Below are 23,175 nucleotides of genomic sequence, written 5' to 3'. Positions count from 1 at the left end.
CGCGATGGTGCGCGGCATCCCCAGCGCGGCGGGCGGCTTGCTCAGCTATTTCACCCGGCACCGGACGGCGGCGAACCTGCTCTTGATGGTGTTGCTGGTGCTGGGCGCGGCGGCGGTCCCCAACATGCGGGCGCAGTTCTTTCCCGATGTGATCGTGCAAAGTGTCTCGGTCAACGTGGAATGGGAAGGCGCCGGCCCCGAGGATGTGGACAGCGCCATCGTGCAGGTGCTGGAACCGGCGTTGCTGGCGGTCGACGGGGTGGAAAGCACCACCGCCAGTTCCCGCGAAGGGCGCGCCGATATCGAGCTGGAATTCGAGCCCGGCTGGGACATGTCGCAGGCCGCCGACGATGTGCAGGCCGCCGTCGACGCGGTCACCACCCTGCCCGAGGATGCCGAGGACCCGGCGGTGCGCCGGGGCGCCTGGCGCGACCGGGTGACCGATGTGGTGATCACGGGGCCGGTGGGTCCGCAGCAGCTGGCGCTTTTCACCGACGAGCTGATCGTGCGCCTGTTCGAGATCGGCGTCACCCGCACCACCATTCGAGGCATCGCCGCGCCGCGCACGGTGGTCGAGGTGTCCTCGGCCAAGCTTATCGCCAACGATATCTCGATGAACGAGATCGCAACGGCCATCGCCGCCGAGGTCACCGGCGACCCGGCGGGCGATGTGTCGGGGGCCAATGCGCGCATCCGAACCGGGGTGGAAAAGCGCAGTCCCGAGGATATCGCGGGCATTGTCCTGCGCTCGAACCCCGATGGCTCCAAGCTGCGGATCGCGGATGTGGCCCAGATCCGGGTCGAAGGCGTCACCCGCGACCGCTCCTATTGGGTCGGCGACCAGCCGGCCATGTCGATCCGGGTCGACCGCTCCGACCGGGGCGACGCGATCCGGGTACAGAAGCAGGTCGCCGAGGTGGTCGAGCGGATGCAGGCCAGCCTGCCCCAAGGCGTCACCATGCAGCTGATCCGCACCCGGGCCGAGGCGATCAGCGACCGTCTCAACATTCTGGTCGACAACGGGCTGATGGGGCTGGCGCTGGTGGTGATGCTGCTGTTCCTGTTCCTGAACGCGCGCACCGCCTTCTGGGTTGCGGCGGGGATCCCGGCCTCGATGTTCGCGGCGATCGCGCTGATGTATGTGGGTGGGCTGACCATCAACATGGTGTCGCTCTTTGGCCTGATCATCACGCTGGGCATCGTGGTGGACGACGCCATCGTGGTGGGCGAGCACGCCGATTTTCGCGCCCGGCGTCTGGGCGAACACCCCGTGGTCGCCGCCGAGACCGCCGCGCGCCGCATGGCGATGCCGGTCTTTGCCGCGACGCTGACCACGATCATCGCCTTTTTCGGCCTGACCGCCATCGGTGGCCGGTTCGGCGAGCTGATCCGCGACATCCCCTTTACCGTGATCGCGGTGCTGGCGGCCTCGCTGGTCGAGTGTTTCCTGATCCTGCCCAACCACATGTCCCATGCCATCGCCCATTCGGCCAAGGAACATTGGTATGACTGGCCCAACCGGGTGGTGAACCGCGGCTTTCGCTGGCTGCGCGATCACCTGTTCCGGCCCTTTGTCGGCTGGGTGGTGCAGGCCCGCTATGTGGTGCTGGCCGCGGCCGTCACCGTGCTGGCCAGCCAGGCGGCACTGTTCATCACCGGTGATGTGCAATGGCGGTTCTTCAATGCGCCCGAGCGCGGCTCGGTCACGGGTAATTTTATCATGGCCGAAGGCGCCACCCGCGCCGACACGCTCGAGATGATGCGCGAATTGCAGCGCGCCACCGAGGAACTGGGCCGCATCTACGAAGAGCGCCACGGCCGCAACCCGATCGACTATGTTCTGGCCGAGATAGGCGGCAATGCCGGGCGCGGTCTGGCGGGGGCAGAAACCAAGGATGCCGACCTGCTGGGCGGTATCTCGATCGAGTTGATCGACGCCGATCTGCGTCCTTATTCCAGCTTTGCCTTTGTCGGCGAGTTGCAGGATTTCGTCACCCGCCACCCCAAGGTCGAAACGCTCAGCTTCCGTGGCTGGCGCTCGGGGCCGGGTGGCGATGCGCTGGACGTTCAGTTCTATGGCGCCTCGGCACAGGTGCTCAAGGCGGCGTCGAACGACCTTCAGGCGGCGCTGTTGCGTTATCCCGAGGTGTCGGCGGTCGAGGATGATCTGGCCTATGACAAGGAAGAGGTGGTGCTGGACCTGACCGCGCAGGGGCAGGCGATGGGCTTTACCGTCGACGCGCTGGGCCGGGCGCTCAGGGCGCGGCTGAACGGGATCGAGGCGGCCACCTATCCCGACGGTCCCCGCAGTGCCGAAATCCGGGTGGAACTGCCCGAGGGCGAGCTGACCGCCGATTTTCTGGAGCGCACGCTGATGCGGGCGCCTGCCGGGGTCTATGTGCCGCTGGCCGATATCGTTTCGGTCAGCCAGCGCACCGGGTTTTCGACCGTTCGGCGCGAAAACGGCATCCGCCGGATCTCGGTCACCGGGGATATCTCCGAGGACGACCCGGCCCGGGCCACCGAGATCTCGACCGCGCTGGAAACGCAGATCCTGCCGCGCATCGCCAGTGAACGGCAGGTCGAATGGCGCATGGCGGGGCTGAGCGAGCAGGAGGACACGTTCCTGTCCGAGGCGGCGACCGGGCTGACCCTGTGCCTGACCGGCATCTACCTGGTGCTGGCATGGATCTTTGCCAGCTGGACCCGGCCGCTGGTGGTGATGGCGATCATCCCCTTCGGCCTCGTCGGGACGATCTGGGGTCACTATATCTGGGAGGTGCCGCTGAGCATGTTCACGGTTGTGGGCCTCTTGGGTATGACCGGCATCATCATCAACGATTCCATCGTGCTGGTGACCACCATCGACGAATATGCCGAGAGCAGGGGGCTTTTGCCCTCGATCATCGACGGGACGGCCGACCGCTTGCGGCCCGTTTTGCTGACCTCGCTGACCACGGTACTGGGTCTGGCGCCGCTGCTCTATGAAAGCTCGCAACAGGCGCAATTCCTCAAGCCCACGGTGATCACGCTGGTCTACGGGCTGGGATTTGGCGTGCTGTTGGTGCTGCTGGTGGTTCCCGCGCTGCTGGCGGTGCAGAATGATGTGGCGCGCCCGTTGTCGGCGTTGCGCCGAGCGCTGCGCGGCGGGGCGCCTCTGGCGCGTGGGGCGGTGGCGGTAAGCGGTGTGCTGACCTTGGCTTGGCTGGGTGTCACGGTGGCCTGGGTTGCGGTAACGGGCGCGCTGCCTGTCTGGATGCTGGGGCTGGTACCGCAGGTGCAGAGTTTGGCGCCGATGCCTACCGCGCTGGTGTTGTTCATTGCAGGGGCGCTTGTTGTCTGCTTGCTGGCAATGGCGGTCTCGGCACTGATCCTGATGCGCAACGCAGGACGCAAACCGGCCTGAGCGGGGCTTAGCTGGCGCGCAGCGCGATTTCCATCAGTTCGGTCACCCGGTCGATCACCGGCACCGTACCATCGCGCAAGCGGTCAATCGGGAACCAGCGTGCATCCATTGCATCGTCGCCCGCCTGCAACGTGCCCCCCTGATAGCGGCAGAGCACACCGACCAGCAGGTAATGCACCACGGCCTGCCCGTTGTCGTCGTGGTGGATCAGATCGAAATGGGTCAGATAGCGCTGGGCGCGGGCCTCGATCGCGGTTTCCTCGCGCAGTTCGCGCAAGGCGGCCTCGCGCACGGTCTCGCCCCATTCCACGTGGCCGCCGGGAAAGCCCCAAAGCCCGCGCCCGGGATCCTTGCCGCGCTGCGCCAGCAACACCTGGCCCTCGTGGATCACCACGGCCAACGCGCCGATCTTTGGCTCGGGTGTCACCGATCAGCCCGGCAGGCAGCCGTGGATATCCACCGCCCGCTTGGCCCCCAGTACCGTAATCCGGATGCGCGAGCGATCGACGGCGAAGGCGGTGCCGCCGGCATTGAGGATTTCCGAACTGGCGATCAGGGTATTGCCCTGGCGCCGGGTCTGCGCCTCGCCCGCCCAGAGAGTCGGGTCGCCCGGTTCGAACACGGCAAGTTCCGAGCCGCCGGTTGAAGGCATCGCGATCCGCGCTTCGATCCGCATACCGTCCTGGCTGGGGCTGATCCGGCAAGTGGCCGAGGTCACGCCCGCCTCGGCCGCCGAATAGGGCCGCCGGGCCAGCGCCGCCACGATGGCCGGGTTGCGCGGTGCGCCAGCGTCAAGCGTATGATCGAAGTCCAGATTGCCGGGCACGCAGATATCCTTGCAGACGCCAAATTCCATCTCGCCGCGCAGCCGTACCGGGCGGTTGGCATCCTTTGGGGTGATCTCGATCGGCAGCACCATCTGGTCGGTATAACCGATCGACCGCAGGCCGCTTTGCTCGAACACTTCGGGCGCGGGCCAGGTGATGCTCACCTCGCCCAGATTGCGCGAGCCGCGCCAGTCGAAACTGGGAGGGATACCCGCTTCGCCCGGAGCGCGCCAATAGGTTTTCCAGCCCTCGGACAGGGTCATGCGGATCGCGCCCAGATAGGTGCCGCGTGGGGTCAGCCCGCCGTCGAGGATTTCGATCTGCACCAGATCGTCCAGCCCTGCGGCAGGCGCGGGATTGGCGAGCGGCAGACTCAGCAGCGCGACAAGCGCCAAGGCAGAAAAACGGGTCGACATGACCAATAGATGCGCTTTCAAATGCGGTTTGCCAAGTCACGATGCAGTCAACCGCGGGATTTCCGCGCGTCCTGCCCGCTGTCCCTTGCACCCTGGCCTGCGGTTGCCCATTGTAGGGCAAAGGAGAGCCCTAGCCGATGATGGACCTGACCGGAAAACTGCTGATCGCGATGCCGGGGATGGGCGATCCGCGCTTCGAACGCTCGGTGATCTTCCTGTGCAGCCATGGCGAGGACGGTGCCATGGGGCTGATCGTGAACAAGCCCGCCGATCTGAATGTTGCCACGCTGCTGGAGCAGCTTGAGATTCCTGCGACCTCGGCCTCTGCCGCCCGGGCGCCGGTACGGCTGGGCGGACCGGTAGAGATGGCACGCGGCTTTGTGCTGCACTCACCGGATTACGCGGGCAAGTTGCAGTCGCTGAAAGTGTCGGACGCGTTCACCATGACCGCGACGCTGGATATTCTCGAAGACATCGCGCGCGACAACGGCCCTGCCCGCGCGGTGCTGATGCTGGGCTATTCCGGCTGGGGTCCGGGCCAACTCGAGGCGGAAATCGCCGACAATGGCTGGCTGACCGCCGAGGCGGACCCCGACATCGTGTTCGGCAGTCGTGATGAGGGAAAATGGGAAGCTGCGCTGAAATCGCTCGGGATTGACGCGCTTTTGCTGTCGGCCAGCGCTGGCCACGCCTGACCCAATCGAGCGCCTGCGGCGCGCTCGATATCTCGTCGTCGTTCCTCCTCCTCGGTGTTTGTGGCGGCGTGACGTGCCGTCTTGCTGTTTGGGTCGTGAGGGGGCTGATGCCTCCGGCGGGAGTATTTGGGGCGAAATGAAGCGGGTTTAGGACATGCGCGGGGCGGCGGCGCGGCGCAGGCGGTCGTTGATGGCAAGGCCCAGGCCGCGCTCGGGGATCGGGGCAATGGCGATGGGGTGGCCCGTTGCGTCGAGGCGGTGCAGCGCGGCAAAGAGATTGGCGGCGGCTTCGGTCAGGTCGCCGGTGGGTGAAAGGTTTTCGTCGCAGTCCACCGGGCCGAAGCCGAGAAAGACCTCGTCCTCAGAGGGGGCTGTGGCATTGAGGCGGACTGTGCTCTGAGGCGCGTAATGCGACAGCAGCTGACCCGGGGCGCTGATGTTGTCGCCCTGTTGGTGCCGCTCCAAAGACTGGCCAAGCAGCGCCTCGATCTCTTCGGCGGGCAGGCCACCGGGACGCAGCAGGGTGGGCGTGCCGGAAAGGCCGATGATGGTCGATTCCACACCCACGCCGCAGGGGCCTGCGTCGAGCACCGCCGCAATCCGGCCATCGAGGCCCGCCAGCACGTGATCCGCCGTGGTCGGGCTGATCCGGCCCGAAGGGTTGGCCGAGGGAGCGGCGACCGGCCGGTCGAGGGTGGCAAGCAGCGTGCGGGCGGTCGGGTGGGCGGGCACCCGCACCGCCAGCGTGTCGAGCCCGGCGGTAACCAGCTCTGAAATCCCATGATCGGAGCGCAGTGGCAGAACCAGCGTCAGCGGGCCGGGCCAGAAGGCGGTGGCGAGCCGCTCGGCGGTTTCGGACCACTGCACATGGCGCCGGGCCGCCTTGGCGCTGGCGACATGGGCGATCAGCGGGTTGAAGCTGGGCCGGCCCTTGGCGGCATAGATCCCCGCCACTGCCTTCCCGTTGGTGGCATCGCCACCCAGCCCATAGACAGTCTCGGTCGGAAAGGCGACAAGCTGGCCCGCCCGCAGCAGCTCTGCCGCGCGGGCGATGCCGTCGGGATCGGCGGCAAGGCGAAGGGTGTGTTGGACAGGCATGGCGGGGTGACGCGGCGTTTTGGTTGCTTGCCGGATGGCTCTGGATAGGTAATCGGACAAGCCTTGATACATACCGATGCGCCCGCAGCTTGCCAAGCCACCAAGACCACCACCGAGGGGACCCCATGCCATACCGTTCGCCCGTGACCGATTATACGTTCCTGCTGAGCCATGTGGTGGGATATGACCGGGTGTCCGGGACCGAGAAATATGCCGAGGCGGGTGCCGATATGGTGAGCGCTATCCTGACCGAGGCAGGGCGGATGTGCGACGAGGTGATGGCGCCCTTGCAACGCGGTGGCGATCTGAACCCTGCGCGGCTGGAAAACGGGGCGCTGCGCAGCTCGCCCGGCTTTGCCGAAGGGTGGAAAGCGATTGCCGAAGGCGGCTGGATCGGGATGAGCGGGTCGCCGGAGCATGGTGGCATGGGGTTGCCGATGGCGGTCACCACCGCCGTGAACGACATGATGAGCGGTGCCTGCCTGTCGCTGCAACTGGCGCCGCTGATGAGCCAGGGCCAGATCGAGGCGCTGGAACACCATGCCAGCGACGCGATCAAGGAGCTGTACCTGCCCAAGCTGATCTCGGGCGAGTGGTCGGGCACGATGAACCTGACCGAACCGCAGGCCGGGTCGGATGTGGGCGCGCTGAGCTCCAAGGCCGAGCCCAATGGCGACGGCACCTATGCGGTGACCGGGCAGAAGATCTTCATCAGCTGGGGCGACAACGATTTCTGCGACAATGTCTGCCACCTGGTGCTGGCACGGCTGCCCGATGGTGTGCCCGGGACCAAGGGCATCTCGCTGTTCCTGGTGCCGCGCAACCTGCCCGAAGAGAATGGCAATGCGGGCGTGGCCAATAGCCTCAAGGTGGTTTCGCTGGAGCACAAGATGGGCCTGCATGGCTCTCCCACCTGCGTGATGCAATATGACGGCGCCACCGGCTGGTTGGTGGGCGAGGAACATGGCGGCATGGCGGCCATGTTCACCATGATGAACAACGCGCGCCTTGGCGTGGGTGGGCAGGGCGTCGGCGTGGCCGAGGCCGCCTGGCAGCACGCGATGGCCTATGCGATGGAGCGCAAACAGGGCAAATCGGCCTCGGGCACCATAGCCGACCATGCCGATGTGCGGCGGATGCTGACCAGCATGAAGGCAGATGTCTTTGCCGCCCGTGCGATCCTGGCGTCCTGTGCGGTGGCGATTGACATGGGCAATGCCACCGGGTCGGCCGAGTGGAAGGCGCGCGCCGCGTTCCTGACCCCGATTGCCAAGGCATTTGGAACAGACACGGGTATCGCGGTCTCGGAAGCCGGGGTGCAGGTGCATGGCGGCATGGGCTTTATCGAGGAAACCGGTGCCGCGCAGTTTTATCGCGATGTGCGAGTGACGGCGATCTACGAGGGTACCAACGGCATTCAGGCGATGGACCTGGTGGCGCGCAAGATGATGGATGGCGGCGAGGCGGCGGCCAAGCTGCTGGACGAGATCGAGGACCACGCCGAGCGCGCCCGTGGCCGCCTGCCGGAACTGGCCGGACCCGTCTGGGAGGCGACCGAAACCCTGCGCGAGGCGACCGAATGGATGGTGGCGCAAGGTGAGATGAACGACCGCTTTGCCGGGGCGGTGCCATTCCTGCGCGCCTTTGCGCGGGTGTTGGGCGGCCATTTCCACCTGATCGCGGCGCTGTCCGATCCCGGTGGCGCGCGCGAGAAATTGGCGCGGTTCTATATCAACGCGCTGTTGCCCGAACATGCCGGCCTGCTCGAACAAGCGCAGGGCGGTTGTGCCGACCTGTATGCCATCAGCCTTGAAGAGCTGTCGGCGTGATGGATCGGACACCGGGCCTGGCCATGCGCTACCCCTGGGACGAACCGCCTGCCCATGGTTCAGCGATCGAAGTGGCCGAGGGCGTGCTATGGATGCGCCTGCCGCTGCCGATGAAGCTGGATCATGTCAATGTCTATGCGCTGGATGATGGCGATGGCTGGACGGTGATCGACACCGGGTTTTCGTCGAACAAGACGCGCGGCATCTGGCAGGCGCTGATCGACGGGCCGCTGGCGGGCAAGCCGGTGCGCCGGGTGGTCGTGACCCATCACCACCCCGACCATATGGGCAATGCAGGCTGGTTCCAGTCTGAACTGGGTGCCGAGCTGGTCACCACGCGCACCGCATGGCTGTTCTCGCGCATGCTGACGCTGGACGTGCAGGAGACCTGGCCCGAGGAAACACTGGACTATTATCGCAGCGCGGGCATGGCGCCCGAGATCCTGGCAAAGCGTATGGCCGAGCGGCCGTTCAACTTTGCCGATATGGTCTATCCGATGCCGCTGGGGTTCACCCGTATCAAGCAGGGCGACGTGTTCCGCATGGGCGGGCGCGACTGGGACGTGCATATGGGTAACGGCCACGCGCCCGAACATGCGACCTTCTGGAGCCGCGATGACAATCTGGTCATCACCGGCGACCAGATCCTCAGCTCGATCAGCCCCAATATCGGTGTCTATGCGACCGAACCGATGGCCGACCCGCTGGCCGACTGGCTGGAAACCTGTGAACGGCTGGCACCGTTGGCACGCCCCGAGCATCTGGCGCTGGGCGGGCACAAGCTGCCCTTTACCGGGTTGCCGATCCGGATGCGGCAACTGATCGACAACCATCATGGCGCGCTGACGCGCCTGCGTGATCATCTCGATACGCCAAAGCCGGCCTCGGACTGTTTCGCGCCGCTGTTCAAGCGCACCATTGGCGAGGGCGAGTACGGGCTGGCGCTGGTTGAAGCGGTTGCCCATGTCAACCATCTCTATCATACCGGAGAGGTGACACGGACCCGGCGCGCGGATGGCGCCTGGCTCTATCAGCGGAAAGGATGAGCCATGGAAAACAAGATCGAGACCTCGGCCGAATATGCCGAGGCGGCGGTGTTGCCGCCCCGGTGCCACGAGGTGCATGCCGATCCTGACAGCCCCGCCCGTATGACCGAGGTGCCCGCACCGCTGCAGGAACCGGTCCAGAACAAAAGCCCGGCGCAATGGGCCTATGAACGTCTGATCCTCTATATCCGCAACTTCGAAAAGCAGCTTGATGCCAGCCAAGAGGTGGCGATGGGCTTTGTCGGCGGCGATGCCGGGGTGTTGCGGATCGAGGGGATCGGCTATTTCGACCCCGATATCGTCACCTTTTACGGGGCCGATGGCACCGGCGCGCGGACCCAGCTGGTCCAGCATGTGAGCCAGTTGAACGTGATGTTGCGCGCCATGCCGGTGGCGACCGAGGATCGTCCTGCCCAGCGCATCGGTTTCCGGCTGGCCGCCGACCTGGAAGCGGACTAGGCGCTTTCGGCTTGCCTTGGCAGCGGTAGGGCCGTTCAATACCTGCATTGTTTGCAGGAGATAGCCGCCCGTGTCGCATTTTACCCATGTCCGCAATGCCTGGTCCGGTTCCTGGGCTCGGCGACGGGTCTTTGTTCCGCTCTATGCCGCACTGCGCCTGCTGGTTCTGGCGCTGATCGCGCCTGCGCTGGCTGGGCTGATCAATCTGGCCGTCGGCCTGTCGGACCAATCGGCGCTGACCGATCAGGATATCGCGCGTTTTGTCCTGTCTCCGCTGGGCTTTGCCGCGACGCTTGCGGTGCTGAGCATCCTTCTGGTTGCCGAGGTGCTGAGCTTTGCGGTGATGGCCGCGACCCTGCGCAGCGGTGCCAGCAATGTCTGGCACGCGGGCAGTTCCGGTCTGGCTCTGGTGCTGCGGCACCTGCGGCCGCTGCTGGCCTTTGCCGCGCTCTTTGTTCTGCGGGTGCTGGTACTGGCGTTGCCCTTTGTCGCGCTCGCCGGGCTGATCGCCTGGTGGGTGCTGGGTGATTACGACATCAACTATTACCTGACCTTCCGCCCGCCCTCGTTCCGGCTGGCGATGGCGGCCATCGCGGTTCTGGTTCTAATCCTGGCCTGGCTCTTGATGCTGCGGCTCTCGGGCTGGGCGCTGGCGCTGCATCTGGTCATCTTCGAAGGGATCCAGCCGGCTCAGGCCTTTGCCGAAAGCACCCGCCGCATGGGCACCCGCCGAACCGCGCTCAAGATAGAACTGGTGCTCTGGCTTCTGACCCGGTTGGCGCTGGCCGCCGTTCTGGGCGCTTTGGCCAGCGCGGCGCTGGCACTGGTACCGATCCCGGCCGAGGGCGCGTTGCGTCGGGCGTTGGTACTGGTGGTGCTGGTGATGGGGCTCTGGTCGCTGGCCGGGCTGGTGCTGGCCGCGACTGCGCTGGGGGCGCTGACCAAGCTACTGGATCGTTTCTACGACGGAGCCGCGGCGGCGGCCCCCCTGCCGCCCGCGGATCCGCAGGGCCTGCGCGCGCGGCTCATTGGAGCGGCGATACTGGCCGCTCTTGCGCTGGGCGTTGGCATGTGGGTCAGCGACGGGGTGCTGACCCAACTGACGGCTGCGGACGAGGTGACCGTGATTGGCCATCGCGGCGCCGCCGGGGCGCGGCCCGAGAACACCATGGCCTCGGTCGTCAAAGCGATCGAGGACGGCGCCGACTGGGTCGAGATCGACGTGCAGGAGACCGCCGATGGCGAGGTGGTCGTCATGCATGACAGCGATTTCATGAAGCTTTCCGGCGTGCCGACCAAGATCTGGGACGCCACCATGCAGGATATCGAGGAAATCGATATCGGCAGCTGGTTTTCGCCGGACTACGCGGCCGAGCGGGCACCTACCTTGCGCGCGGTTCTGGAGACCGCCAAGGGTAAGTCCAACGTCCTGATCGAACTGAAATATTACGGCCATGACGTGGATCTGGAGAACCGGGTGATTGCCCTGGTCGAGGAATTCGGCATGCAGGACCAGATCGCCACCATGTCGCTGAAATACCCGGCGGTGCAAAAGATGCGTGCCTTGCGCCCCGATTGGCGCACCGGTGTTCTGGCGGCGACGGCAGTGGGCAATCTGGCAGGGCTCGAGGGTGATTTCGTTGCCGTCAGCAGTGCCAGCCTGCGCCCGTCGCTGCTGCGCGCCGCCCATGCGGCGGGCAAGGATGTCTATGTCTGGACGGTGAACGAGCCGTTGTTGATGTCCAAGATGATCTCTCTGGGGGTCGATGGGTTGATCACCGACGAACCCGCCATGGCGCGCGAGGTTCTGGAGGTGCGCGCCACGCTGAACCCCGCTGAACGGCTGCTCTTGTGGCTGACCCAGGAAATGGGGTGGGAGCTGAATGCAAAGGCCTATCGCGATGACAGCCCGTAACCTGTTGATCCTGTGCCTTTGCGTGGGCAGTCCGGTCGCGGCGCAGGATCTGAACCGGATGCTCGAACTGCCGGCGCATCGCGCGCTGATGGCGGCGCAACAGGCCGCGCCGCTGGCACCGTTCACCACTGATGGCTGTTCGGGCGGGCTCAGCGCCGGTTGGACCATGGTTGCCGACACGTTTCCCGATTTTGCTGCCGCGCAGGGCAATCTTCCGCCTTGGGAGGCCTGCTGTGTCATTCATGACCGCGCTTATCACGACGCAGGCGGGTCAGAAACTGCCGAGGACAGCTATGCCGCGCGTTATGAGGCCGACCGGGCCTTGCAAAGCTGTGTGCGCGACACCGGCGAAAGCCATCTGGCGGATCTGGCGACACGTTATGACACCACGCCCGAAACGGTCCGCGCCGCCTATGGCACCATCGCAGATGCGATGTATCTGGCGGTCCGCTTTGGCGGTGGCCCCTGCTCTGGCCTGCCATGGCGCTGGGGCTATGGGTATGCCCATTGCACCCCCTTTGACTCAACCGCGCCTGCGCGCGATTGACGTCGTGACAGAGCGGCGAGAATCCGCTATCCAACCGAAAAAACGCGAATAGGATGATTGCTATGGCTGACTTCAAACCCGGTTCGATGGACATCACCACTCAGACCAAGACCTTTGATGGGTTCATCAAGGCGATGATCTGGGTCTGTGTCGTGATCTTCTTCGTCCTGCTGTTCATGGCCGTGTTTACCGCCTGATCCTGCGAGGGGCCTTCCCGTGAAGCTGATTTTTCTTGCTGGCGCGTTGGCGCTGAGCCTGATGGCTTGTACCCGCCAGAGCGCGCCAAAGGCCGATGATGCGACCGTCGCTGCCGTTCGCTATCGCGATCCGGGGCCGGCAAAGCTGACGCTTTATACGATGGTCAACAACCGGTCGGGCGCAGGGGCGCATACCTCGCTGATGATCAATGCCAGCGAGCGGGTGATCTTTGACCCGGCGGGCTCGTTCTGGGCCGATATCGTGCCGGAACAGAACGATGTTCTGTTCGGCATCACTCCGGCTGTCGAGACTGCCTATCGGGGCTCGCATGCGCGAGAGACGCATCACGTTGTTGTGCAAGAATTGGAAGTATCCCCGGAACAGGCAGAGGCGGCCTATCGGCTGGCGCGTACCATGGGGCCGGTGCCGGGTGCCTATTGTGCCAATTATACTGCGCGCCTGTTGCAGCAGATTCCGGGGTTCGGTGACATCAAGGTCACGTTCCAGCCGACCAAATTGGCCGATCAGTTCGGTTCGCGCCCCGGTGCGGTGACGAACAAGTATTACGAGCAGGACGATGCCGACCTGCAAAAGGGTCTGGCCGCCAACAACGCCAAGCTGAACCAGCCGGGCTGAGCCTTGTCTCAGCCCAGCAGGTAGAGCAGGCCGTAAAGCGTGCCTGCGCCTGAAAAGATCGCGACCAGCACGTTTTTCGACCAGTATCCGGCGGCAAGCGCCACTGCCGCCGCGCTCATCCGGGGCACATCGGGCTGACCGCCGGTGGCCTGCGGCCAGATCACCAAAGGCGCGATAAGCGCGGGCAGGATGGCCACGGCGGTATAGCGCAGATGCCGCAGCAGCCAGTCGGGCAGCGGACGGTCGCCGACCAGCCCGATAAAGACAAAACGCAGACCAAAGCTGCCAAAGGCAAGCCCTGCGATGACGATCCACATGGTTGATGGGTCGATCTCGGTCATGTGTTCTTGTTCCTGCGGGCGAGCATCACTTCGGCCTGCGCACCGGCCATCATTCCGGCGGTGCCCGCGATCAGCAGGCCCAGGTTGAACGGCACACCGGCCGTCAGCAGCGCGGTCACGATTGCCACCAGCGCCGCGATCACATGCGGCAAGGTGCGCAGCATCGGCCCGATCATCGCCAGAAAGGTGATCGGCAGGGCGAAATCCAGCGCCCAGCTTTCGGGAATGCGGGTGCCCAACACCGCACCCAGATAGGTCGCCAGATACCAGGCGGGCGCCAGCGGCGTGACGGTGCCAAAGAAATAGGCCATCCGCTGCGGCACGGTCAGGTCCGGCTCGGTCTCGAACCGCACCACGGACAAGGCATAGGACTGATCCACCGTGAAATAGGCGGCCACCGCCCGCTGCCAGAGTGGTGCTGCGCCCAGATAAGGCGTCAGCGCGGCGGAATACATCGCCACCCGCAGGTTCACCGCCAGCGCTGACAGCAGCACGATCAGCGTCGGCGTGTCATCGAGCAAGAGTTGCAGCGCGGTGAACTGCGCCGCACCGGCAAAAACGGTGGCGGTAAAGGTCATCACCTGCACCAGGTTCAGCCCGGCCTCGGTCGCAAACACGCCGAACAGGGTGCCAAAGGGGGCCGCCACCATGATGAAGGGTGCGCCGTCGCGAAAACCCTTCCAGTAGACGGATTTGGATGTGGTGAAGGACATGCCTAAATCCTAAGGTAAGCCCAACCGCTCTACCGGGCTATCGAAAGGGGTGCAATTGGCTATTTCGGACGACCTGTCGGATTACATCATCGCCCCTGACCCGGGAGCCGCCCGGCTGACCCGCGCGGTCGAGGGTTTGGACCAGACCGGCGCGCCCGCGCGTATCTCGGTGGTCGAGGAGCGCCCGCTGACCATCTTCCTCAACAGTCAGGAGATCGTGACCGCCATGACCATCGGGGATTACCCCGAATATCTGGCGCTGGGCTTCCTGCGCAATCAGGGCATGCTGAGGCCGGATGAAGAGATCACCGGCGTCGATTACGACGAGGATCTGGAAACCGTCGTGGTGCGCACCGCGGTGGAAACCAGCCACGAGGAAAAGCTGAAGAAAAAGACCCGCACCAGCGGTTGCGCCGTGGGCACCGTGTTCGGCGACATGATGGAGGGGCTGGAAGAGGTGCGCTTGCCTCAGGTAGAGGTGCGTACATCCTGGCTCTACGATCTGGCGGCGCGGATCAACCGCACACCCTCGCTCTATCTGGAGGCCGGGGCCATCCATGGCACGGTTCTGTGCCGTGAGAACCGGCCGCTGGTCTATATGGAGGACGTGGGCCGCCACAACGCGGTGGACAAGATCGCGGGCTGGATGCTGTCGACGGGCGAGGGGGCGGAGGACAAGATCCTCTATACCACCGGGCGGCTGACATCCGAGATGGTGATCAAGACCGCGATGATGGGCATCCCGGTGCTGGCCTCGCGCTCGGGCTTTACCGCCTGGGGGGTCGAGATCGCGCGGCAGGTGGGGCTGACCCTGATCGGCCGGATGCGTGGGCAACGGTTTGTCTGTCTGTCTGGGGCCGAGCGGCTGGTCTGGGATGCCGACCCGGACAGCGTGCCGGTCGAAGACAGGAAACATCGCAGGAAGAGTGTGGAAGGGTGACCGAATTTCGCACGAAATTCGGACCGGAAAACGCGCGTTTTCCGGCGCGGGAGGAGAGGGCATGACAGGACGTAGACCGTTGGGCGTGATCCTTGCCGGGGGGCTCGCTACCCGAATGGGTGGCGGCGACAAGGGGTTGCTGCCGCTTGGGAGACAGACGTTGCTGGGCCATGTCATCGACCGGCTGGCGCCGCAGGTAGGGGCGCTGGCGCTCAATGCCAATGGTGATCCGGCGCGGTTTGACGGGTTCGGCCTGCCGGTTCTGCCCGACACGGTCGAGGGGTTTGCCGGGCCGCTGGCGGGTGTGCTCGCGGGGCTCGATTGGGCCGCAGGGCAGGGGGCCGACAGCATCGTCACGGCCGCTGCCGACACGCCGTTCTTTCCGCGCGATCTGGTGGCGCGGCTGGTCGAGGCGTCCGAGGGGCAGACGCATCCGCTGGTGCTGGCCACAACCCCGCGCGATGGCGCGGCGTTGAAATCGGGCGGCAAGGTCAACCGGCATCCGACCTTCGGTCTCTGGCCCGTGGCCCTTCGCGGTGATCTGCGCGCAGCGCTGAACGGCGGGTTGCGCAAGGTGGTGCTGTGGACCGACCGGCATGGCGGGCGCGAGGCGTTGTTTGACGCGGAGCCGTTCGATCCTTTCTTCAACGTCAACACGCCCGAGGATCTGGCCCGGGCCGAAACCCTGTTGGAGCGCGCATGAGGGTCTATGGCGTCACAGGCTGGAAGAATGCGGGCAAAACCGGGCTGATGGAACGGCTGGTGGCCGAGATCACCGGGCGCGGGCTGACGGTGTCGACGGTCAAGCATGCGCATCATTCGTTCGACGTCGACCATCCGGGCCGCGACAGCTGGCGGCATCGGCAGGCGGGGGCGTCCGAGGTGATCCTTGCCTCGGGTTATCGTGTGGCGCAGATGACCGAGTTGCGCGGCGCGGCGGAACCGCCCCTGGCCGAGCTGCTGGGCCGCTTGTCTCCGGTCGATCTGGTGCTGATCGAGGGCTACAAGCGCGAGGGTCATCCCAAGGTCGAGGCATTCCGGGCCGAGGCGGGCACAGACCTGATTGCGCCGGGTGATCCGACCATCCGCGCGGTGGCCAGTGACACGCCCCTGACGCTCAATCGGCCGGTGTTCGACCTGAACGACACATCCGCGATCGCCGATTTCATCCTCTCCGAGGTCGGGCTGTGACACCCTTTGACACCATTGCCATGGTCGATTGGTCGGGCGGCAACGATACCGGCCCGCGCCCGCGCAAGGATGCGATCTGGGCCTGTGTTGCCGGGGAGGAGCCGCAGTATTTCAGGAACCGGGGGCTGGCCGAGAACTGGTTGTGCGATCTGATCGAAACCGCGCTGGCTGCCGGTCGGCGGCTGATGCTGGGGTTCGATTTTCCATTTGGCTACCCGGCGGGATTTGCCCGGGCGGTGAGCGGAACGGACGACCCGTTGCGCCTGTGGGACTGGTTCGAGGCCCGGATCGAGGATACGCCGCAGACCAATAACCGGTTTGATCTCGCGGGTGCGATCAATCGCGGTTTGGGCGGCAAAGGGCCGTTCTGGGCCAATGGGTTGAAACGCGACATCGCCGGGTTGCCACGAACCAAGCGGGACTACCACAATCCGTTCCCTGACCGGCGCTTGGTCGAGCGTTTCGCTCCGGGCGCCTTTACCTGCTGGCAGATGGCCGGGGCGGGGGCGGTTGGCGGGCAGGTGATGATGGGGCTGCCGGTGCTGGCGCGGCTGCACCGCCGCTTTGCCGGGTGGGTTTCTGCCTGGCCGTTCGAACCGTTGGACAAGCCCGTGACCCTGGTGGAGATCTGGCCCTCGCTGACCTTGGGAAAGGGGCCAATGGACCGGATCAAGGATGCCTGGCAGGTAGAGCGTGTGGCCGGTGATCTGGCCGCGTTGCCACAGGCAAGGCTCGGTTCCCTGCTGGATATAACAGCGCCCGAGGAGGGTTGGATATTGGGAGTGAACCAGACATGACCGGGCTGAAACCGCCACCGCTGCGCAACGATTGCTTTGCCCTGCCCGCCGGGGTCGAGTGGACACCGGTCGATGCGGCGCTGGAAATGCTCCGAGACAGGTTGGGACCGACGACCGGGACCGAAACGTGCCCGGTGGCGCAGGCGCTGGGCGCGGTGCTGGCGGCGGATGCGGTAGCGCTGCGCGCCAGCCCGCCGCAGGCCAACAGTGCGGTCGATGGCTATGGCTTTGCCGGGGCGGTACCCGAGGGCGCGCATGTGATGCCGCTGAAGCAGGGCCGCGCGGCGGCGGGAGTACCGTTTGATGGCGTCTTGCCTACGGGCCACGCGTTGCGGGTGTTGACTGGCGCGGCGCTGCCGCAAGGGGTCGAGACCGTGATCCTCGAAGAGGATGTGACGCTGGGCGACGGTGAGGTCGCCTTTCGCGGGCCGCTCAAACGCGGCGCGAACACGCGCAAGGCGGGCGAGGATGTGGCCGCGGGTGCGGTTGTGCTGCGCGAAGGGCGGCGGTTGACTCCCGCCGATCTGGCGCTTTTGGCGTCGGTCGGCATTGCCGAGGTGGTGGTGCGGACCACGTTGCGGGTGGCGATCCTGTCCACCGGCGACGAGTTGACCGAACCGGGGGCAGAGGCCGGGCCAGGCCAGATCTATGACGCGAACCGGCCGATGCTCTGCGCATTGGTGCAGCGGCTGGGATACAGGGTGTGCGACATGGGGCGGGTTCCGGATGACCGGGCGAGCCTGCGCGCGACCCTGGACCGGGCGGCCGCCGAGGCGGATGTGATCCTGACCAGCGGCGGCGCCTCGGCGGGGGACGAGGACCATGTCTCGGCGCTGTTGCGCGAGGCCGGCGCGATGCAGGAATGGCGCATCGCGCTGAAACCGGGGCGCCCACTGGCGCTGGGCTTGTGGCAAGGAAAACCGGTCTTTGGCCTGCCGGGCAATCCGGTGGCTGCGCTGGTGTGCAGCCTGGTTTTTGCCCGTCCGGCGATGGCGGTTCTGGCGGGTGAAACCTGGAGTGCTCCGCAAGGGTATGACGTGCCGGCAGGGTTCGAGAAACGCAAGAAACCCGGTCGGCGCGAATATCTGCGTGCCCGCATCCGTGAGGGCCGGGTCGAGGTCTTCGCCTCCGAAGGGTCGGGCCGGGTCAGCGGGCTCAGCTGGGCCGAGGGGCTGGTCGAGATCGGCGACGAAGCCTGCCATATCCGGCCCGGCGACCCGGTGCGGTTCATTCCCTATGGGAGTTTCGGGCTCTAGATCTTTGGGCAGTCGGGCGCGGGTTAGTCGAACGTGCCCGCCACCCGGCCCAGCAGCATGAAGGCGCGTGCGGTACGTGTCTCTCCCAGGGCCGAGATCTCGGCATCGCTGGCTTGTGCCTCGAAGGTGGCGAACATCCGGTCGAACAGGCGCAGGAAATGGTGCGCCGCATCACGAAAGATCGGATCCTGCTTCATCCTGCCGGCGGTCAGCGCCAGCGACGAGCGGTCGCGCACCCCGCCCAAAGAGGCCACAGCGCGCCCGCGTGCGCCATGGGCAAACTGGCGCCAGACCTCGGGCCGCGCCATGTCGGGGCGCAGGTCATCCATATAGATGCCCTCGTGGCTGAGCAGGGTCAGCACATCCTGCGCGGCCTGGATCAGTTGCGCCGCAGACCGGTCCTTGAGTGCGCGGCGCAGCGCTGCAAAGCCTTCGACATCCTCGGCGGTTTCCGGGAAATGCAGGGCGCGGATCAGATCCTCGGTCGAGAGCGGCGGCGACAGCGCCTCGGCTGGGGTGCCAAGCGCGAGCAGGCCCTGATCCTCGGCGCTTTCCGGTGCGGCGGCGGGGATGGGCAAGGGGCGCGCCCGCCGCGAGGTCGAAAAGGTGGCCAGCGTGGTCTCGGTCTTTTTCGCGGCGGCGGCGATCTCGTCCAGCTTCTTGGCGACCGAGGGTTCGTGCCCGGCGGCCTGTTTCTGTTGCTGGGTGATATAGGCCTGGCGGATCGCGTCGATCGCCGCTTGCAGGCGTTGACTTTCCTCGCGCATGACCCGGCTGGCCTTGGCGGCAGTGGCCGCGACCCAGATCATCGCCACCGGCATGAAGATCGCCAGCATGGTCACCAGAAACCCGATGCCGCCCCCCGCGCCAGCGTCCGCGAAGGCGAAGAGATAAACCGACACAGCCAGCCAAAGCAGGGTCAGAGCGATGGCGATGATTTCGATGCCGGTCACCGAAGCGCGCCGGGGCCGGTCATAGAGCCCGAGCGGTGTGTTGCGGGCGGGGTCTGGGTCAGGCGACGGGCCGGACATGGGGGATGCTCCGTCAGGAGTACTCGATACTCAGGATTTCATAGGACTTCTGGCCGCCGGGTGTTTTCACCTCGACGCTGTCGCCTTCGTCCTTGCCGATCAGTGCGCGGGCTATCGGCGATTTGATATTCAACAGGCCCTTTTCGATATTGGCCTCGTGTTCGCCGACGATCTGCCAGGTCTTCTCCTCGTCGGTATCCTCGTCCACCAGCGTCACGCGGGCGCCGAACTTGATGGCGCCGGTCAGCTTCGCAGGGTCGATGACATCGGCCAGAGACAGAACGCCCTCAAGTTCCTTGATGCGACCTTCGATAAAGGACTGCTTCTCGCGGGCCGAATGATACTCGGCGTTTTCCGACAGGTCGCCATGTTCGCGCGCCTCGGCGATGGCCTTGATGATGGCGGGGCGCTCGACGCTCTTGAGCTGTTTCAGCTCCGCTTCAAGCGCGGCAAAGCCCGAAGGCGTCATGGGGATCTTTTCCATATCGTCTTGTCCACGCAGAAATTGTATCGCCCCGCCGCGCGATGCGCCGGGGCGACTGTTGGGTTGCTGTTTACCTGACCCAAACCGGGCGTGGAATGCAAGAGGGGACAAGCGGTGGTTGGGCAGAACCCCGCCTCAGGCGTAGCTGATCACCTCGAATTCGATGCCATTGTCATCGTCGAAATAGAACCGGCGTCCGGGTTCGTAATCGGCGTGGTTATGAGGGCTAAACCCGGCCGCGCGAACCCGTTCCTCTGTCGCGTCGATGTCATCGACCAGCACGCCCACATGGTTCAAACCGCCGATCACATCGTAACTGCTCTCGGTCGAAGCGACCGGCGCGGGCGGGGCGTAAAGGGCCAGATAGGTATGGGCATCGCCCACATGCACGGTATAGCCCCCCGCCATCGCGGCGCCCTCCCAGCGGGTTTCCCAGCCGAAGACCGTGTTCAGCCAGGCGGCGGTCGCCTTGGGATCGGCGACGGTGAAGTTTGCGTGTTCCAGTGTGGCCTTCATGAAAATCTTCCTTTTGCTCTGTTGCCACGAGTGAAGATAATTTCTAAACCTAACTTTAGGTCAAGGTCTGTGTGGGAAAAAATATGTCGGCTTCCGAAGGCCTCTCTATCGGCGCTTTGGCGCGGCGCACCGGGCTGGCGGTGTCGGCGATCCGCTACTACGAAACCCAAGGGCTGATCGCGCCCTGGCGCAATGCAGGCGGGCAGCGGCGCTATCAGCGCGCCGACCTGCGGCGGCTGAGCTTTGTCATGATCGCACAGCAATTGGGATTGACGTTGCCGGAAATCCGCGAGGTCCTTGCCGGGCTACCCGGCAACCGCACTCCGACCCGCGCCGACTGGACCCGCATCAGCACCGGCTTGCGCGACCGGCTGAACCAGCGAATCGCAACGCTGGAACGGCTGCGCGACAATCTGGACGGCTGTATCGGCTGCGGTTGCCTGAGCCTGCCCAATTGTGCGCTTTACAATCCGGCCGACCGCGCCGGGAGCAAGGGACCAGGCCCCCGGTTGGTGCTGGACGAGACCGGGGACCTGTGACGCCGGTTTAGCCAACCACCTCGCCGATCAGCATCTGCGGCGCATCGTTGTAGAAATTCGGGATATCCGCCACCACCGGCCCGGCGGCGGCCATCGCCGCGTTCATCGCACCCTGATCGGCGAACACGATGGTTGCAATCGCGTGGAACGCGGGCGGTGTGTCGGGACCGCCTGCCAAACCCTTGGTCACAACCGTGTTCTGGATATGGGCGCCCATGTGTTCAGCAACCAGACCCATATGGGTGCCAAGGTAGTAGTCGTAATCGAAGCTGGTGTCGTCGCGGGCGGGATAGGCGACTTGCAAGGATACCGGCATTCACTCTCTCCAGATAAAGGGGTGGGGACAGAGTAGGGCGATTCCCGAGGATGCGGCAAATTATCCTGAAAGGCCCGCAAGACCCCTCATCAGGCGCGGGAAATGCTGCATGTGCGAATATAACCTCGCGTTTCAATTGACGCTTGACCTGCATAGCCTGTAATCAAGCGCGAAACTTTATTGCGTCCGGCCCGCGACCGGAGAGCCAAACCAAAGCCAAGGAGCGTCACGATGGCCGAGATTGAACGCGAAGCGATGGAATATGACGTGGTGATCGTCGGGGCGGGTCCGGCGGGCCTGTCGGCGGCCATTCGTCTCAAACAACTCGATGCCGACCTGAACGTCGTCGTACTGGAAAAGGGCTCGGAAGTGGGCGCGCATATCCTGTCGGGCGCGGTGCTGGACCCTTGCGGTCTGGACGCGCTGATCCCCGACTGGAAGGAAAAGGGCGCACCGCTGAACGTGCCGGTCAAGGATGACAACTTCTATATGCTGGGTGAGGCCGGGCAGATCCGCATCCCCAACTTCCCGATGCCGCCGCTGATGAACAACCACGGCAATTACATCGTTTCGATGGCCAATGTCTGCCGCTGGATGGCCGAGCAGGCCGAGGAACTGGGCGTCGAGATTTTCCCCGGCATGTCCTGTTCCGAACTGGTCTATGGCGACAATGGCGAGGTCAAGGGCGTGGTCGCCGGTGTCTTTGGCCTGGAGGCCGACGGCTCTTATGGCCCCAACACAGAGCCGGGGATGGAGCTGCACGGCAAATATGTCTTCCTCTCCGAAGGCGTGCGCGGGTCGCTGGCCAAGGAAGTGATCGCCAAATACGACCTGCAAAAAGGCAAGGAGCCGCAGAAATTCGGCGTCGGCATGAAAGAGATCTGGGAGATCGACCCGGCCAAGCACCGCGAAGGCTCGGTCACGCACACCATGGGCTGGCCGCTGGGCGGCAATGCGGGGGGCGGGTCGTTCATCTACCACCTCGACAACAACCAGGTCTATGTCGGTTTCGTGGTGCACCTGAACTACAAGAACCCGCACCTGTTCCCCTACATGGAGTTCCAGCGCTTCAAGCATCATCCGATGGTGGCCGAGCTGCTGAAGGGCGGCAAACGCGTGGCCTATGGCGCCCGGGCCATCACCGAGGGCGGATACCAGTCGATGCCCAAGATGGTGGCGCCCGGTGTGGCGCTGCTGGGCTGCTCGGTCGGCATGGTCAACGTGCCGCGCATCAAGGGCAACCACAACGCCATGCTGTCGGGCAAGGCCGCGGCCGAGGCCGCCCATGCCGCCATCAAGGCGGGCCGTCAGTCGGACGAGCTGAGCGATTACGAGACCGAAGTGCGCAGCGGCCCGATCGGCAAGGACCTGAAAAAGGTTCGCAACGTCAAGCCGATGTGGTCGAAATGGGGCCTGACCGCCAGCCTGGCGCTGGGCGGGTTCGACATGTGGACCAATACACTGGGCTTTTCGCTGTTCGGCACCCTGGGCCATGGCAAGACCGACGCCGCCGCGACCGAGGATGCCAGCAAACACAAGCCCATCGACTATCCCAAGCCCGATGGCGTGCTGTCCTTTGACCGGCTGACCAACGTGTCCTTTGCCGCCACCAACCACGAGGAAAGCCAGCCCTGCCACCTGCGGCTGACCGACCCCGACCTGCCGGTCAAGGTCAACTTGCCCAAATACGACGAGCCAGCGCAGCGCTATTGCCCGGCCGGCGTCTACGAGGTGGTCGAGGACGAGGCGGGCCCGCGCTTTGTCGTCAACTTCCAGAACTGCGTGCACTGCAAGACCTGCGATATTAAGGACCCCAGCCAGAACATCACCTGGGTCACCCCGCAGGGCGGCGACGGTCCGAACTATCCGAACATGTGATCGGGCGCTGATACCAAGACAGACACCGGGCCGACATGCAGCCCGGTGTTTTCTTTTGTGCAGATGACCGGATCTTTATTGCTGCTTATCGATCCCGGACC

The 23,175-nt window shown here is 65.1% G+C and carries 25 protein-coding genes; 16 read left to right on the top strand and 9 right to left on the bottom strand.

The features are described from left to right. Positions 1-4 precede the first annotated feature (4 nt). Positions 5-3,406, top strand: a complete 3,402-nt coding sequence (locus MB818_RS05145) for an efflux RND transporter permease subunit (RefSeq protein WP_238904204.1) — start codon at positions 5-7, stop codon at positions 3,404-3,406. Positions 3,407-3,413: 7 nt separating this feature from the next. Here MB818_RS05145 and MB818_RS05140 read toward each other — a convergent pair whose 3' ends face one another. Together MB818_RS05140 and MB818_RS05135 are read right to left on the bottom strand one after the other, a co-directional pair. Then, positions 3,414-3,833 carry an NUDIX hydrolase gene (locus MB818_RS05140; RefSeq protein WP_238904202.1) on the bottom strand — a complete coding sequence of 140 codons (420 nt, stop codon included), beginning with the start codon at positions 3,831-3,833 and terminating at the stop codon, positions 3,414-3,416. A 3-nt stretch (positions 3,834-3,836) separates the two neighbouring features. After that, positions 3,837-4,649: a protein-disulfide reductase DsbD domain-containing protein gene (locus tag MB818_RS05135; protein WP_238904200.1), complete on the bottom strand. Its 813-nt coding sequence runs from the start codon at positions 4,647-4,649 to the stop codon at positions 3,837-3,839. A gap of 140 nt (positions 4,650-4,789) precedes the next feature. On the opposite strand from MB818_RS05135, the gene MB818_RS05130 reads away from it, so the two are divergent. Beyond that, positions 4,790-5,344 (top strand): YqgE/AlgH family protein, encoded by a 555-nt coding sequence (locus MB818_RS05130; RefSeq protein WP_234184752.1) that lies wholly within the window; start codon positions 4,790-4,792, stop codon positions 5,342-5,344. A 147-nt stretch (positions 5,345-5,491) separates the two neighbouring features. Here the strand turns inward: MB818_RS05130 and MB818_RS05125 are convergent, their stop codons facing one another. Further along, positions 5,492-6,442, bottom strand: a complete 951-nt coding sequence (locus MB818_RS05125; protein ID WP_234137193.1) for an L-threonylcarbamoyladenylate synthase — start codon at positions 6,440-6,442, stop codon at positions 5,492-5,494. Between the two features lie 125 nt (positions 6,443-6,567). Between MB818_RS05125 and MB818_RS05120 the strand changes: the two genes are divergently transcribed. The 7 genes from MB818_RS05120 to MB818_RS05090 all read left to right on the top strand — a co-directional run bounded on the left by MB818_RS05120 (position 6,568) and on the right by MB818_RS05090 (position 13,072). Then, positions 6,568-8,271, top strand: coding sequence for an acyl-CoA dehydrogenase (locus MB818_RS05120; RefSeq protein WP_238904199.1), 1,704 nt, complete (start codon positions 6,568-6,570; stop codon positions 8,269-8,271). Further along, positions 8,271-9,317 carry an MBL fold metallo-hydrolase gene (locus MB818_RS05115; protein WP_234216108.1) on the top strand — a complete coding sequence of 349 codons (1,047 nt, stop codon included), beginning with the start codon at positions 8,271-8,273 and terminating at the stop codon, positions 9,315-9,317. Before MB818_RS05120 ends, MB818_RS05115 begins: the two co-directional genes overlap by 1 nt. 3 nt (positions 9,318-9,320) lie before the next feature. After that, positions 9,321-9,776 (top strand): DUF6173 family protein, encoded by a 456-nt coding sequence (locus MB818_RS05110; RefSeq protein WP_234137196.1) that lies wholly within the window; start codon positions 9,321-9,323, stop codon positions 9,774-9,776. Between the two features lie 70 nt (positions 9,777-9,846). Beyond that, the gene (locus MB818_RS22035) at positions 9,847-11,691 is read left to right on the top strand and encodes a glycerophosphodiester phosphodiesterase (RefSeq protein ID WP_238904197.1); all 1,845 of its coding nucleotides are present in this window, start codon (positions 9,847-9,849) and stop codon (positions 11,689-11,691) included. Beyond that, a complete protein-coding gene (locus tag MB818_RS05100) occupies positions 11,678-12,238 on the top strand; it encodes a hypothetical protein (RefSeq protein WP_234137198.1) in 561 nt (186 codons plus the stop codon). The genes MB818_RS22035 and MB818_RS05100 overlap by 14 nt, the downstream gene beginning before the upstream one ends. 62 nt (positions 12,239-12,300) lie before the next feature. Continuing rightward, on the top strand, positions 12,301-12,435 hold the full coding sequence (locus MB818_RS05095; RefSeq protein ID WP_234137199.1) for an aa3-type cytochrome c oxidase subunit IV: 135 nt from the start codon (positions 12,301-12,303) through the stop codon (positions 12,433-12,435). A 19-nt stretch (positions 12,436-12,454) separates the two neighbouring features. Beyond that, a complete protein-coding gene (locus MB818_RS05090; protein ID WP_238904195.1) occupies positions 12,455-13,072 on the top strand; it encodes a hypothetical protein in 618 nt (205 codons plus the stop codon). A gap of 8 nt (positions 13,073-13,080) precedes the next feature. On the opposite strand, the gene MB818_RS05085 is transcribed toward MB818_RS05090, so the two are convergent. Further along, positions 13,081-13,413 carry an AzlD domain-containing protein gene (locus MB818_RS05085; protein ID WP_234137201.1) on the bottom strand — a complete coding sequence of 111 codons (333 nt, stop codon included), beginning with the start codon at positions 13,411-13,413 and terminating at the stop codon, positions 13,081-13,083. Further along, a complete protein-coding gene (locus MB818_RS05080; protein ID WP_234142515.1) occupies positions 13,410-14,126 on the bottom strand; it encodes an AzlC family ABC transporter permease in 717 nt (238 codons plus the stop codon). The genes MB818_RS05085 and MB818_RS05080 overlap by 4 nt, the downstream gene beginning before the upstream one ends. Positions 14,127-14,175: 49 nt before the next feature. Here MB818_RS05080 and fdhD point away from each other — a divergent pair, with 49 nt between their 5' ends. From fdhD to MB818_RS05055, 5 genes are all read left to right on the top strand, one after another. Then, positions 14,176-15,066, top strand: coding sequence for a formate dehydrogenase accessory sulfurtransferase FdhD (gene fdhD, locus MB818_RS05075; protein WP_238904193.1), 891 nt, complete (start codon positions 14,176-14,178; stop codon positions 15,064-15,066). A gap of 61 nt (positions 15,067-15,127) precedes the next feature. After that, a complete protein-coding gene (gene mobA, locus MB818_RS05070) occupies positions 15,128-15,769 on the top strand; it encodes a molybdenum cofactor guanylyltransferase MobA (RefSeq protein ID WP_234137204.1) in 642 nt (213 codons plus the stop codon). Beyond that, positions 15,766-16,257: a molybdopterin-guanine dinucleotide biosynthesis protein B gene (gene mobB / locus MB818_RS05065; RefSeq protein ID WP_238904191.1), complete on the top strand. Its 492-nt coding sequence runs from the start codon at positions 15,766-15,768 to the stop codon at positions 16,255-16,257. Before mobA ends, mobB begins: the two co-directional genes overlap by 4 nt. Next, positions 16,254-17,054 (top strand): molybdopterin guanine dinucleotide synthesis, encoded by an 801-nt coding sequence (locus tag MB818_RS05060; RefSeq protein ID WP_238904189.1) that lies wholly within the window; start codon positions 16,254-16,256, stop codon positions 17,052-17,054. Before mobB ends, MB818_RS05060 begins: the two co-directional genes overlap by 4 nt. Beyond that, the gene (locus tag MB818_RS05055) at positions 17,051-18,310 is read left to right on the top strand and encodes a molybdopterin-binding protein (protein ID WP_238904187.1); all 1,260 of its coding nucleotides are present in this window, start codon (positions 17,051-17,053) and stop codon (positions 18,308-18,310) included. Before MB818_RS05060 ends, MB818_RS05055 begins: the two co-directional genes overlap by 4 nt. A gap of 23 nt (positions 18,311-18,333) precedes the next feature. Here MB818_RS05055 and MB818_RS05050 read toward each other — a convergent pair whose 3' ends face one another. The 3 genes from MB818_RS05050 to MB818_RS05040 form a co-directional block, all read right to left on the bottom strand. Beyond that, a complete protein-coding gene (locus MB818_RS05050) occupies positions 18,334-19,341 on the bottom strand; it encodes a hypothetical protein (RefSeq protein ID WP_234137208.1) in 1,008 nt (335 codons plus the stop codon). A 13-nt stretch (positions 19,342-19,354) separates the two neighbouring features. After that, complete coding sequence (gene greA, locus MB818_RS05045) at positions 19,355-19,825, bottom strand: transcription elongation factor GreA (protein ID WP_234137209.1); 471 nt, start codon at positions 19,823-19,825, stop codon at positions 19,355-19,357. Between the two features lie 135 nt (positions 19,826-19,960). Next, positions 19,961-20,341 (bottom strand): VOC family protein, encoded by a 381-nt coding sequence (locus MB818_RS05040; RefSeq protein ID WP_234142523.1) that lies wholly within the window; start codon positions 20,339-20,341, stop codon positions 19,961-19,963. Between the two features lie 83 nt (positions 20,342-20,424). Here MB818_RS05040 and soxR point away from each other — a divergent pair, with 83 nt between their 5' ends. Further along, entirely contained in the window at positions 20,425-20,880 is a 456-nt protein-coding gene (gene soxR, locus MB818_RS05035) for a redox-sensitive transcriptional activator SoxR (RefSeq protein ID WP_234165600.1), read from the top strand. Positions 20,881-20,887: 7 nt separating this feature from the next. Here soxR and MB818_RS05030 read toward each other — a convergent pair whose 3' ends face one another. Continuing rightward, a complete protein-coding gene (locus MB818_RS05030; RefSeq protein WP_238904185.1) occupies positions 20,888-21,196 on the bottom strand; it encodes an EthD family reductase in 309 nt (102 codons plus the stop codon). A 231-nt stretch (positions 21,197-21,427) separates the two neighbouring features. On the opposite strand from MB818_RS05030, the gene MB818_RS05025 reads away from it, so the two are divergent. After that, positions 21,428-23,074, top strand: a complete 1,647-nt coding sequence (locus tag MB818_RS05025; RefSeq protein ID WP_234142528.1) for an electron transfer flavoprotein-ubiquinone oxidoreductase — start codon at positions 21,428-21,430, stop codon at positions 23,072-23,074. Positions 23,075-23,175: the final 101 nt, after the last annotated feature.

It is taken from the genome of Ruegeria alba, from assembly GCF_022321465.1.
GTDB lineage: Bacteria > Pseudomonadota > Alphaproteobacteria > Rhodobacterales > Rhodobacteraceae > Ruegeria_B > Ruegeria_B alba.
This window is presented reverse-complemented; position numbering and strand designations above follow the sequence as displayed.

What these genes read in the sequence shown, in the direction of transcription:
- MB818_RS05145 (WP_238904204.1), top strand. Translation starts at nt 5, where the DNA reads ATGGTGCGCGGCATCCCCAGCGCGGCGGGCGGCTTGCTCAGCTATTTC.
- MB818_RS05135 (WP_238904200.1), bottom strand. Translation starts at nt 4,649, where the DNA reads ATGTCGACCCGTTTTTCTGCCTTGGCGCTTGTCGCGCTGCTGAGTCTG.
- MB818_RS05130 (WP_234184752.1), top strand. Translation starts at nt 4,790, where the DNA reads ATGGACCTGACCGGAAAACTGCTGATCGCGATGCCGGGGATGGGCGAT.
- MB818_RS05125 (WP_234137193.1), bottom strand. Translation starts at nt 6,442, where the DNA reads ATGCCTGTCCAACACACCCTTCGCCTTGCCGCCGATCCCGACGGCATC.
- MB818_RS05120 (WP_238904199.1), top strand. Translation starts at nt 6,568, where the DNA reads ATGCCATACCGTTCGCCCGTGACCGATTATACGTTCCTGCTGAGCCAT.
- MB818_RS05115 (WP_234216108.1), top strand. Translation starts at nt 8,271, where the DNA reads ATGGATCGGACACCGGGCCTGGCCATGCGCTACCCCTGGGACGAACCG.
- MB818_RS05110 (WP_234137196.1), top strand. Translation starts at nt 9,321, where the DNA reads ATGGAAAACAAGATCGAGACCTCGGCCGAATATGCCGAGGCGGCGGTG.
- MB818_RS05100 (WP_234137198.1), top strand. Translation starts at nt 11,678, where the DNA reads ATGACAGCCCGTAACCTGTTGATCCTGTGCCTTTGCGTGGGCAGTCCG.
- MB818_RS05095 (WP_234137199.1), top strand. Translation starts at nt 12,301, where the DNA reads ATGGCTGACTTCAAACCCGGTTCGATGGACATCACCACTCAGACCAAG.
- MB818_RS05085 (WP_234137201.1), bottom strand. Translation starts at nt 13,413, where the DNA reads ATGACCGAGATCGACCCATCAACCATGTGGATCGTCATCGCAGGGCTT.
- MB818_RS05080 (WP_234142515.1), bottom strand. Translation starts at nt 14,126, where the DNA reads ATGTCCTTCACCACATCCAAATCCGTCTACTGGAAGGGTTTTCGCGAC.
- mobA (WP_234137204.1), top strand. Translation starts at nt 15,128, where the DNA reads ATGACAGGACGTAGACCGTTGGGCGTGATCCTTGCCGGGGGGCTCGCT.
- mobB (WP_238904191.1), top strand. Translation starts at nt 15,766, where the DNA reads ATGAGGGTCTATGGCGTCACAGGCTGGAAGAATGCGGGCAAAACCGGG.
- MB818_RS05055 (WP_238904187.1), top strand. Translation starts at nt 17,051, where the DNA reads ATGACCGGGCTGAAACCGCCACCGCTGCGCAACGATTGCTTTGCCCTG.
- MB818_RS05050 (WP_234137208.1), bottom strand. Translation starts at nt 19,341, where the DNA reads ATGTCCGGCCCGTCGCCTGACCCAGACCCCGCCCGCAACACACCGCTC.
- greA (WP_234137209.1), bottom strand. Translation starts at nt 19,825, where the DNA reads ATGGAAAAGATCCCCATGACGCCTTCGGGCTTTGCCGCGCTTGAAGCG.
- MB818_RS05040 (WP_234142523.1), bottom strand. Translation starts at nt 20,341, where the DNA reads ATGAAGGCCACACTGGAACACGCAAACTTCACCGTCGCCGATCCCAAG.
- soxR (WP_234165600.1), top strand. Translation starts at nt 20,425, where the DNA reads ATGTCGGCTTCCGAAGGCCTCTCTATCGGCGCTTTGGCGCGGCGCACC.
- MB818_RS05030 (WP_238904185.1), bottom strand. Translation starts at nt 21,196, where the DNA reads ATGCCGGTATCCTTGCAAGTCGCCTATCCCGCCCGCGACGACACCAGC.
- MB818_RS05025 (WP_234142528.1), top strand. Translation starts at nt 21,428, where the DNA reads ATGGCCGAGATTGAACGCGAAGCGATGGAATATGACGTGGTGATCGTC.